This window comes from Caulobacter sp. SRI_014 (genome assembly GCF_057586315.1).
Map to the genome: position 1 here is coordinate 558,528 of NZ_JBYCZQ010000001.1, position 10,189 is coordinate 568,716.

13 protein-coding genes are annotated in these 10,189 nt (G+C 68.2%); 7 read left to right on the forward strand and 6 right to left on the reverse strand.

Going from position 1 to position 10,189, the window contains the following annotated elements:
* The first annotated feature begins 3 nt into the window (after nt 1-3).
* On the forward strand, nt 4-423 hold the full coding sequence (locus AC2YG9_RS03020) for a hypothetical protein (RefSeq protein ID WP_487296437.1): 420 nt from the start codon (nt 4-6) through the stop codon (nt 421-423).
* On the opposite strand, the gene AC2YG9_RS03025 is transcribed toward AC2YG9_RS03020, so the two are convergent.
* The 3 genes from AC2YG9_RS03025 to AC2YG9_RS03035 are packed head-to-tail and all read right to left on the reverse strand — an operon-like array spanning nt 420 to nt 2,853.
* Complete coding sequence (locus AC2YG9_RS03025; protein WP_487296438.1) at nt 420-1,151, reverse strand: TylF/MycF/NovP-related O-methyltransferase; 732 nt, start codon at nt 1,149-1,151, stop codon at nt 420-422. The two genes, AC2YG9_RS03020 and AC2YG9_RS03025, sit on opposite strands and share 4 nt — an antisense overlap.
* Nucleotides 1,148-1,930, reverse strand: a complete 783-nt coding sequence (locus tag AC2YG9_RS03030) for a phytanoyl-CoA dioxygenase family protein (RefSeq protein ID WP_487296439.1) — start codon at nt 1,928-1,930, stop codon at nt 1,148-1,150. Before AC2YG9_RS03030 ends, AC2YG9_RS03025 begins: the two co-directional genes overlap by 4 nt.
* On the reverse strand, nt 1,930-2,853 hold the full coding sequence (locus AC2YG9_RS03035; protein WP_487296440.1) for a phytanoyl-CoA dioxygenase family protein: 924 nt from the start codon (nt 2,851-2,853) through the stop codon (nt 1,930-1,932). Before AC2YG9_RS03035 ends, AC2YG9_RS03030 begins: the two co-directional genes overlap by 1 nt.
* Nucleotides 2,854-2,935: 82 nt before the next feature.
* Here AC2YG9_RS03035 and AC2YG9_RS03040 point away from each other — a divergent pair, with 82 nt between their 5' ends.
* Complete coding sequence (locus AC2YG9_RS03040) at nt 2,936-3,490, forward strand: 2OG-Fe(II) oxygenase (RefSeq protein WP_487296441.1); 555 nt, start codon at nt 2,936-2,938, stop codon at nt 3,488-3,490.
* A gap of 67 nt (nt 3,491-3,557) precedes the next feature.
* Here the strand turns inward: AC2YG9_RS03040 and AC2YG9_RS03045 are convergent, their stop codons facing one another.
* Entirely contained in the window at nt 3,558-3,938 is a 381-nt protein-coding gene (locus AC2YG9_RS03045; RefSeq protein ID WP_487296442.1) for a hypothetical protein, read from the reverse strand.
* Nucleotides 3,939-4,046: 108 nt separating this feature from the next.
* Here AC2YG9_RS03045 and AC2YG9_RS03050 point away from each other — a divergent pair, with 108 nt between their 5' ends.
* Genes AC2YG9_RS03050 through AC2YG9_RS03070 form a run of 5 tightly spaced genes read left to right on the forward strand, consistent with a single transcriptional unit; the run spans nt 4,047 to nt 8,907 of the window.
* Nucleotides 4,047-4,694 (forward strand): class I SAM-dependent methyltransferase, encoded by a 648-nt coding sequence (locus AC2YG9_RS03050; protein WP_487296443.1) that lies wholly within the window; start codon nt 4,047-4,049, stop codon nt 4,692-4,694.
* Between the two features lie 56 nt (nt 4,695-4,750).
* Nucleotides 4,751-5,086 carry a VOC family protein gene (locus AC2YG9_RS03055; RefSeq protein WP_487296444.1) on the forward strand — a complete coding sequence of 112 codons (336 nt, stop codon included), beginning with the start codon at nt 4,751-4,753 and terminating at the stop codon, nt 5,084-5,086.
* A gap of 42 nt (nt 5,087-5,128) precedes the next feature.
* The gene (gene ggt, locus AC2YG9_RS03060) at nt 5,129-6,904 is read left to right on the forward strand and encodes a gamma-glutamyltransferase (protein WP_487296445.1); all 1,776 of its coding nucleotides are present in this window, start codon (nt 5,129-5,131) and stop codon (nt 6,902-6,904) included.
* A gap of 9 nt (nt 6,905-6,913) precedes the next feature.
* Nucleotides 6,914-7,258, forward strand: coding sequence for an MmcQ/YjbR family DNA-binding protein (locus AC2YG9_RS03065; protein ID WP_487296446.1), 345 nt, complete (start codon nt 6,914-6,916; stop codon nt 7,256-7,258).
* A 56-nt stretch (nt 7,259-7,314) separates the two neighbouring features.
* Nucleotides 7,315-8,907, forward strand: a complete 1,593-nt coding sequence (locus AC2YG9_RS03070; RefSeq protein WP_487296447.1) for an esterase/lipase family protein — start codon at nt 7,315-7,317, stop codon at nt 8,905-8,907.
* Here AC2YG9_RS03070 and AC2YG9_RS03075 read toward each other — a convergent pair.
* Nucleotides 8,904-9,074, reverse strand: a complete 171-nt coding sequence (locus tag AC2YG9_RS03075; RefSeq protein ID WP_487296448.1) for a hypothetical protein — start codon at nt 9,072-9,074, stop codon at nt 8,904-8,906. The genes AC2YG9_RS03070 and AC2YG9_RS03075 overlap by 4 nt on opposite strands.
* The gene (locus AC2YG9_RS03080; RefSeq protein WP_487296449.1) at nt 9,071-10,189 is read right to left on the reverse strand and encodes a PepSY-associated TM helix domain-containing protein; all 1,119 of its coding nucleotides are present in this window, start codon (nt 10,187-10,189) and stop codon (nt 9,071-9,073) included. The genes AC2YG9_RS03075 and AC2YG9_RS03080 overlap by 4 nt, the downstream gene beginning before the upstream one ends.

Sequence of the window (10,189 nt, forward strand, 5' to 3'; positions counted from 1 at the left end):
TCCATGAGGCGTCTTCCTCTGGCGCTCGGCGCCGCGACGCTGGTGGCCTTCGCCGCCGTCATCGGCCTCGCAGCCTACGGCGAGCTCGGCTGGGACGTGCCCTGGCTGTTCATCTACTCCGACGTGATCGATAAGGTCGTCATCCTGCTGTCGCTGGCCGTGACCGTCCGGTCGGTTCTGCCCTTCAGACGCCCGGAGAACGCTACCCGCCAGTTGCACAGCATGGCGATGCTGGTGGCCGGGCTTGGCCTGCTGGCCACGGTCATCGCCTTCGTCAGCCCGCAGATGATCAACTCCAACGCACCCATATCCAAGCTGATCAAGATGCTCGCGCCCGACTACGCCCAGAACCTGCTGCCCCTCGCCTTCGGCCTGCTGGCGGCGACGGTGGCGACGGCGCGGGCCGGCCGGCGTCCAGCCTAGGCCTTCACGAAGTACCCCCCGGGGGCCGACGCCCAGGGGAATTTGACGATGCGCGGCGGCTTGCCGTCGAAGAACTCCTCGACCGCCTCGGTCTCGCCCGGCCATTCGCGGATGGCGAACTCGTCGAACAGCACCACCCCACCGGTAAGGATGCGCGGCCAGAAGGCCTTCAGCGCCGCCAGGGTCGGCTCGTAGAGGTCCATGTCCAGGTGCAGCAGGCTGATGCGCGTGCCCGGGTTCTCGGCCACATACTGACCGGCCGTCTGGCAGACATCCCCGTCGACCAGCTCGATCCGCGGCCGCACCTGCACGAAGGCGTCGGCGTTGAAGGCGTCGACCAGGGCAAACAGGGTGTCGCGGAAGGCGCCGGGGTTCCAGCCCTCGGCGGTATTGCCCACCCGGTCGTCCAGGCCGTCCTTCTCGGTGCGGTCGGCCAGGCCCCGGAAGTGGTCAAAGCCCAGCACCTTGCGGGTGCGGTCGCCGGGACAGAAGGTCTCCAGGAACCGGGCGAAGCTGAGCAGGGAACTGCCCTTGTAGACGCCGCACTCGACGATATCGCCCGGCAGGTCCTGGATCAGCTTGAACACCTCATAGTGGGCGAAGGCCTTCATGAAGTGCATGCGCCGGGCGAAGCTGCCCAGGTTGGCGATCAGGTCGTGATCGTCGAGGTGGCCCTTGAGCAGGGACCGCAGGGTCTCGTCGGCCTGAATCTTGGGGGCGGTGGTCATGGCGTTTCCTCGGAAGCGATCAGGTCGGGGTGCAGGGTCTTGAAGGTCTCGAAGCCGTCGACCCGCCGGTTGCGCCAGCCTCGGGCCAGCATCTCGGGGGCCAGCAGGTCGCCGAAGCGGACCTGGACGGAATAGCGGTGGCGCGGGCCGGGGTTGAAACCGGACCGGTGGACCAGCCGGTTGTGGAACAGGGCGACATCGCCGGCGGCCAGCTCCAGCGTCTCGGCCGCCGCTTCGAAGCCCGGCTGCAGGTCTTCGGCGATGAAGGCGTCGCGGGTGGCCAGGCGCCGGCCCTCGCCATCGCGTTTGTAGCGGATGTCCACCGGCCACAGCCGGTGCGACATCGCCGCCGCCGCCTCGATGGAGCCATTGGCCCTGCCGCTGTCGGTCAGCGGCAGCCATGCGGTGACGTAAGCGTCGGACAAGACGTTGTAGGGCGCGTCCTGGTGCCACTGGAAACCGCGCCAGGCCTCGCCGGCCAGGTCCATGCGGAACACCGCATGCTGGAACGGCGCATGCACCCGCGCCGCCCCGACCATCGCCCGGGCCGCCTCGACCAGCGGCGGGGCGGCGATCAGTTGCTGGAAGATCAGGGTCTCGCGGAAGGCGTCATAGACCGCCCCCAGTCGGGCCCGGTCCTCGGCCCGCACCCGGTCGACCAGGGCGTCGAGGTCCGCCGCCCCCGGCCCTTCGGGGCACAGCATGTCGCGCAGGGTGCCGACGGCCTCGGCGATGAGGGCCGGCGGCATCAGGCCGCGATGGACCCGCAGCGGCTCCATCAGGCCTGGTTGACGCTGTTGGCCTTGATCCGCGCCGCGCCGGCGGCGTCCAGATCGATGCGGGTGGCGTCGAGGGCCAACGGCCCCTCGAGCGCGGCGTTGACCCGGTCGATCCCCGCTTCCGCCGCCGGCCCGCGCGTCAGCAGGTACCGCAGCGAGATCCGCTCGTGGTCGGCCTCGTCCGGCTGGGTGCCATGCAAGGTGCAGGCGTGCCACATGGCGGCATAGCCGGTCCCGCCGGTCAGAACCCGCTGCTGGCACAGGGTCTCGCCGCCCTCGTTCCGGTAGCGCCAGGTCTCGCCCTGCTGGACCAGATCATGGGGAAACACCGAGGCGCCCAGCCGGTGACTGCCTTCCAGCAGGAACAGTGGCGCGTCGGCCCGGGTGACCGGCGCCAGATAGATGTAGAGGGTGACGAAGTCGGCTTCGCGATCCTTGTAGTCGATCAGGTCCTGGTGGAAGTCGATGCCGTAGAAGTAGGTGACGTCCCGATACCGGGGCTTCACGAAGGCCCCCAGGTTGTTGACCGGGTTGCCGGCGATCCGCCGCTTCAGCCAGGCCGGGATGACGCTAGCCGGCACGCCGCAGACCACCTTGCGGTCCATCAGCCGATAGTCCTCGCCAAGAAGGGCGGTCAGGCCGGCGACGATGGCCGGATTGGCCTCGACCAGCTTCAGCCGCGCCTCATAGCCTTCCAGCAGGTTGCGGCCCGGCCGGGGGTTGACGCCCCGGTACTGCGGATCGGCGTCGAATTCCTCTTCGGTCAGGAACAGGCCCTCGCCCCAGTCCCGCCCGGCCTTCAGTTCGGCCAGCAGGGTCGCGCAGGCGGCGGGATCGAGCACGTCGCCGAACAGGTGGACGCCGGCCGTGGCGAAGTCATCGACCAGGGTCGTCCCGGCCGGGACAGGCTGAGCCAGGGTCATGCCGGTGGTTCCGTCTCCATGGATACGCCATGCTCTCGGTCCGCATGGTTAATTTGCCATGAAGCGGCTATGGCGACCATGCATGACCGACGCCCTCTTCCAGCTGCTGCCGGGTCTCCTTGGCCCTGATGACCTCGCCACCGTCCGCCGGGGCCTGGCCGGGGCGAAAGCGGAGGCCTCGACCGTGTCGGGGATCGCCGAACGGCCGGTGGTCAACCTGGCCCGGCGTTCGGCGCGGCTGACCGTCGCGGCCGATATCGACGCCCTGCTGCGCGAGCGGTTGCTGGCGGTGCGCCCCCGGCTCGAGGCCATGTTCGACCGTCCGCTCGGCGAACTCGAACCCCTGCAGGTTCTACGCTACGCCCCCGGCGACTATTTCGTCGCTCACCAGGACGGCAACACCCCGCTGATCCATGACGACACCCGCCACCGCCGCGTCTCGCTCAGCCTGCTGCTCAGCGCACTGGGCGACTGGACCGGCGGCCGGCTGGTCTTCCACGGGCCCAGTCGTCAGGTCGCCGAGGTCGCCGCCGGGGGAGCCATCGCCTTCCGCGCTGAAACCACCCATGAGGTGACGCCCCTCGAAACGGGCGAACGGTTCAGCGTGGCGGCCTGGTTCCGCGCGGCGGGCGCCTGACGCCTACTCGGCCGAAGGCGTCGCCGGGGCGGCGGCCGCCGCTTCCGCCGGAGCGGCCGCGGCGGCCTCAGACAGCAACCAACCGGACCGCGAAAGTCAGGTGCTGTGGGTCGCCTGGCTCCAGTTGCGTGACCTGACCGCCGACCCCGGACCCTTGAATGACCGAACAGCCGTTCTGCGTGTCCGGCCCGACCCCGGCCGCAACTCCCACCGGGACCTGATTGCCGTTCCGATAGCCAAGATAGAGGGTGACGCCCGGCTCGGGCGTGTCGACCACCGCGCCGATGGTGACGCTGGTGTTCTCGTAGAGGGTCGAGCCCCATTCCGGCGGATCGCCGATCCAGCTCATCGGCGGGGTGGTGTTGGCGGGGGTGAGCACCAGGTCCTGGCCGCTGGCGTTGAAGATCTCGACCGTGATGCTCCAGATCCCTGGACCGTCCGTTCCCATGTGTCTGCCCTCACATCCGTTGGATGAAGGACCCTAGCCCCATTTCGGGGTCGGCGGGGCTGCACAAATCAGGACCTATTTCCGGCCGGCGCCTGCTATGGGGCCGCCATGATCCTCGACCGCACGGCCTTCATCCTCGGCAACACCCGGCTGCAGACGCCGCCGCATTGCCCGGAGATCCAGCTGCACCTGGCCGACGAGATCACCCCCATCTGGCGGATGACCGAGGAGGCGCTCAGCGAGATCGGCCTGCCGCCGCCCTTCTGGGCCTTTGCCTGGGCCGGCGGCCAGGCGGTCGCCCGCTATGTCCTCGACCATCCGCACGTCGTCGCCGGCAAGCGTGTCATCGACTTCGCGACCGGCTCGGGCCTGGTCGCCATCGCCGCCATGAGGGCCGGCGCGCTGAGCGTCCTGGGCAGCGATGTCGACAGCTTCTGCGGACCCGCCGTGGCCCTCAACGCGGCCGTCAACGGGGTGGAAGTCGCCTACACCGACGCCGACCTGCTGGACGGCCCCGCGCCGGACGCCGACGTCATCCTGGCCGGCGACATCTGCTACGAGCAGCCGCTGGCGGGCCGGGTCCTGGCGTGGCTGACCGCCGCCCGGGCCGAGGGCAAGACCGTGCTGATCGGCGATCCCATGCGCACCTACTTCCCGCGCGAGGGCCTGATCCATCTGGCCGAGTACCAGGTGCCGACGACGCGGGAGCTGGAGGACTTCGAGGTCAAGCGGACCAGCGTCTGGGCGTTCCCATGAAGCCGTTGACTCTCTGCGCCGGCTGAGAACAAATAAGGAACATTGGAGACCCGACCATGCGTGAAGACGGCAAACTCGATTATCTGGAACTGCCCGGCGGCGCCCTGCCGGCGACCAAGAGCTTCTATGCCGACGCCTTCGGCTGGCAGTTCATCGACTACGGCCCGTCTTACGCGGCCTTCAACGAGGGGCTGGACGGCGGCTTCGACGCCGACACCGAGACGCAGAAGCCCCTGCCGGTGCTCTTCGCCCACGACCTGGAGGCGATGGCCGACAAGGTGACGGCCGCCGGCGGGACCATCGTCAAACCGATCTTCAGCTTCCCGGGCGGCCGCCGCTTCCATTTCACCGACCCGGCCGGCAACGAACTGGCGGTCTGGTCGGAAGGCTGATCCGCCCTATAGTCCCACTCCCAGCTGTCCGGGAGTGACCTTATGCGCCGCCGCACCTTCCTCGCCGCCCTGCCCGCCACGCTCGCCGCCGGGCCGGCGCTGGCGCAGATTCCCCGGCCCAAGGACGGCAACCCGGAGATCGGCCGCACCGACCTGCGCGGCGGCGACCGGGTGGCCGGCGCCACCTGGGCCAGCCGGTCGACGGCCTGGGGGGTCAACGGGGCGGCGGCGACAGCCCATCCCCTGGCGACCCTGGCGGCCATCGATATCCTGAGGAAGGGCGGCTCGGCGGTCGACGCGGCCATCGCCGCCAACGCCTGCCTGGGGCTGCTCGAGCCCATTGCCTGTGGCATCGGCGGTGACTGCTTCGTGCTGCTCTGGGATCCGAAGACGAAAAAGGTCGTCGGGATGAACGGTTCGGGCCGCTCGCCCAGGGGCCTGTCGCTGGCCACGGTGCGCGAACGGGCGGGCGCCAAGGGGACCATCCCCTCGTTCGGCGCCGTCTCGGTCAGCGTGCCCGGCACGGTGGCGGCCTGGGGCGACCTGCACGCCCGCTATGGCAAGCTGGCCTGGAAAGACCTGTTCGACCCGGCCATCCACATGGCCCGCGAGGGCACGCCCGTCACCCAGAACGTCGCCTTCTACCTGGCAGCCAGCCAGCGCCGCTTCACCAACCCGGACTCGAAGATCGAAGAGGTCGAGAACTTCCTCAAGGTCTGGACCATCGACGGCAAGACCCCGGTCGAAGGCCAGGTGTTCAGGAACCCGGCCCTGGCCGACACCTACGACATGATCGCCAAAGGCGGCGCCCGCAGCTTCTACGAGGGCGAGATCGCTGACCGCATCGAGCGCTACTTCAAGCGCATCGGCGGCTGGATGACCAAGGCCGACCTCGCCGCCCACAAGACCGAATGGACCACGCCGTTGATGACGGGCTATCGCGGTATCGACGTCTACGGGCTCGCCCCCAACAGCCAGGGCCTCTCCACCCTGCAGATGCTCAGCATCATGGAGAACTTCGACATCAAGGCCATGGGCTTCCAGTCCACCGCCGCCATCCACCACGCGGTCGAGGCCAAGCGCCTGGCCTATGAGGACCGCGCCCGCTTTTTCGCCGACCCGGCCTTCTCGCCGGCCCCGCTCGAATGGCTGAACTCCAAGGCCTATGCGAAGGAGCGCGCCGCCCTGATCCGCCCCGACCGCATCCTCGACCCCATCTATCCGGGCCAGGCGCCGAGCAAGGGCGACACCACCTATTTCACCACCGCCGACAAGGACGGGATGATGGTCTCGATCATCCAGTCCAACTACCGGGGCATGGGGTCCGGCCTGTCGCCCGACGGCCTCGGCTTCATGCTCCAGGACCGGGGCGAGCTGTTCGCCCTGACCGACGGCCACCCCAACGTCTACGCCCCCGGCAAGCGGCCATTCCAGACCATCATCCCCGGCTTCGCGGTCAAGGACGGGCAGCCCTGGCTCAGCTTCGGGGTCATGGGCGGCGACATGCAGCCCCAGGGCCAGGCCCAGATCATTTCCAACATGGTCGACTTCGGCCTCGACATCACCGCCGCCGGCGACTCGCCGCGCTGGCACCATGAGGGCGGCATGGAGCCGACCGGCGAGCAGCTGGGCGTCCAGGGCATCCTGCGGCTGGAGAGCGGCGTCCCCGCCGCCACCCGCGCCGGCCTCGAGAAGATCGGCTGGAAGATCGGCGCCAGCGACGGCGGCTTCGGCGGTTACCAGGCCATCCAGCGCTGGCCCGGCCGCTACGCCGCCGCCACCGAGATGCGCAAGGACGGCATCGCGCTCGCCTACTAGGAACCCGCCATGACCCGAGAGGAGTTCGCCGCCATTGCGCTCGCCTTCCCCACCTGCGAGGCCGGGACCAGCTATGGCGTCCCCAGCTTCAAGGTGCGCGGCAAGTTCTTCACCCGCATCCGGTCGGAGGACGACAGTGTGGTGCTGCAGGAGGTGCCGTTCGACGAGCGGGAGATGCTGATCGAAGCCGACCCGGAGACCTTTCACTTCACCGACCATTATCGCGGCTATCCCATCGTCCTGGCCCGGCTGGCCAGCCTCGATCCGGATCAGGCCCGCGGCTTTCTCGAACGCCGCTGGCGCAAGATGGCGAAACGTGAGGATGTCAAAGCCTACGATGCCGCCCACAGTTGACCTGAGCGGGTCCTGAGCGCCAGATACCGCCGTTCTCACCGGACGGGAGGTCAGCGATGGTCGAGTTCAAGGCGCCCTACTATCCCATCGTCTTCATCCGCGGCTTCGCGATGAGCGACAGCGACATCCGCGAGGCCGCCAACCAGGTCTACCAGGGCTTCGAAGCCGGCTCGACCCGGGCGCGGGAGGCAGGGGGCGAGTATCAGCGCCGACCGATCTTCTTCCAGTCGCCGGTCATGCGGCTGATCAAGGACCATGGCTACGAGGACAGCTTCAACGACAATCTCTACGGCTTCGAGTCGCCCCGGCCGCTCGGTGCGAAGTCGCTGTGGGTCCACCGCTACTACGACGAGGTCGACACCACCTTCGGCGGCGGCAAGCGCCTGCCGATGTTCGAATACGCCCTGGGCCTGCGCCGTACGATCCTGAAGATTCGCGACAAACTCTGCGGCGACAGCGCCGAGGCGCGCGCCGCCTTCAAGGTCCATCTGGTCGCCCACTCCATGGGCGGGCTGGTGGCCCGCACATACCTGCAGCGCATCTGTCGTCCCAGCGAGGCCGACAGGAAGAAATTCAAGGCGGGCGACGAGCTGAAGGCCGGCAAGAACGAAACCTACGTCTCGCGTTTCTTCACCTATGCGACGCCGCACAACGGCATCGAGGTCGGCGGCATGAACGTGCCCAGCTTCGGTAACTTCGATCCGTTGCAGACCGGCTTCTTCAACCGCTCGGCCATGCGCGAGTACTTCGCCAGCAAGGCAAAGGAGGCGAACGACCTGGACGGCGCCTTCCCGCCCGACGACACCTTCTGCCTGATCGGCACGGCCTATCGCGACTACAACATCGACGTCTCCAAATGGGCGACCGGCGGCCCTGGCGACGGCCTGGTGCTGTGCCGCAACGCCTACACCCGCGGCTCACCCCGCGCCTTCGTTCGCCGGGCCCATGGCGGCCCCTACGGCATCGTCAATTGCGAGGAGGGCTACCAGAACCTGCGCCGCTTCCTGTTCGGCGACTGGCGTATCGACGTTGAGGTGGTGCTCGACGACATCCGGCCACCGGACGACATCGTCGCGGAACTCAAGAAGCCCGGCGACACCATCGAAGGCAGCTATCTGATGGACGTGGTCGGCGGCGTACGCGGCGCCATCGCGCCGTTGCAGGAACGGTTGGTGCTGACCGAGTCCGCCGTCACCTTCTTCCACAAGTTCCAGCGCGACAAACCCAACTCGGTGAAAGTCGTCGACGACAAGGACAACCGCAGCGTCGTCGCCTCGCTGTTCCTGCGCGCCGATCTCAGCGCCGAGACCAAGAAGGACGTCGATGGCCCGATGGTCTTCACCCTCCAGCTGGGTCTGGAGGCGCCGCGCTTCCAGAAGAAGGGCGGCGGCTTCTTCGACGACAAGACGCTGCCCGACTTCAAGGTGCTGCTGGATACGGTGCTGTTCCGCATCGACCCGGCCAACGTCGCCAAGCTGGTGACGTACGGCTATGCCTCGCGCGACGGCCAGACCTTCCCCGAGACCCTGGCAATCACCGACAATGCGACCGGGTTCACCGGCGAGCTGCCGATCGGTCCGCCGGTCGGTGAAACGCTGAAATCGGGAGCAGCGCGCGGGCGGATCATTCTGACCGCGACCAAACGCTAGCCGCGCCGGGTCGTGAGGACCCAGGCCAGCACCCCCATCGGGGCCACCAGGCACAGCCAGGACAGCCAGTCCCAGGGCCCATCGCCGACCAGGGCGCCGAGCAGGCCCACCAGGGTGATCAGGGCCAGTAGCACCGGCCAGCCGAAGATCTTCAGGACGCGCCTCATGCCCGCGCCTCGGCCGGATCGACCGCCACCCGCCGACGGCCCGAGGCCCGCCAGAGGTAAAGGCCGCTGCCCAGCACCACGAGGGTGATCAGGTCGAGCAGAGCCCAGAGGATCTTCAGCGGCAGGCCGCCGTAGTCGCCGAAATGCAGCGGCTTGGAGAGGGCCAGGGTCTTCACATACCACGGCATGTCCTTGACCGCGGTCAGCTGGCCGGTGCGGGCGTCGATCAGGGCCGGGGTGGTGATGTGTTTGGTCAGCGGCGTATTGCCGTGCAGGAAGACCGCCATGTGGTGGTCGGTCGAAAAGCCGCCGCCCGGGAAGGCCACGTACTGCACCGTCATGCCCGGCATGGCCTTTCGGGCGGTGTTCACCGCCTGCTGCACCGAGGCGATCTTCACCGGCGCCGCCTGGCCCTTGTAGGGGGCGGTCAAGGCGGCCAGCTGGGTCGTCTTCCAGGTGTCGAAGATGGGGGTGGCCAAGGTGTTGATCACCCCGGTCAGGCCGACGACCAGCACCCAGGCCACCGTCACCATGCCCAGCACATTGTGATAGTCGAGCCATCTGATCTTGGGCGAGCGGCTGGCCCGTACCGTTCCGAAATCCAGCCGCCGCATGAAGGGCGCATAGACCACGACCCCCGAGACGACGGAGGCGGTGAACAGCACCCCCATGGCCCCCAGGAACAGCATGCCGCCGAGGCCCAGAAACAGGTCGGTGTGAAGCTGCAGGATGAAGTCCATCACCCCGCCGCCCGGGACCGGCGGGACCAGGTCACCGCTGGTCTGGTCGATAGGGGCGAAGACCATTTCACCCTCCTTGGCGTCGGGACGGGGGCCGGAGGTGACGTTCACCACCGGCCGGTCGTCGTCAAAGCTCATGAACAGCGGCACATGGCCGGGCTGCCGCTCCAGCGCGGTCTTGAGGACCGCGTCATAGTCCATCAGCGGGCCGGACGGATTGGCCGGCTTCCACTGGTCATGGCCGAGCAGGTCGTCGATCTCATGGTGGAAGATCAACGGCAGGCCGGTCAGGCAGAGCATCAGCAGGAACAGGGTGCAGATCAGGCTGGTCCATTTGTGGACCAGTGACCAGACCCTGATCGTTGCCGGCTTCAT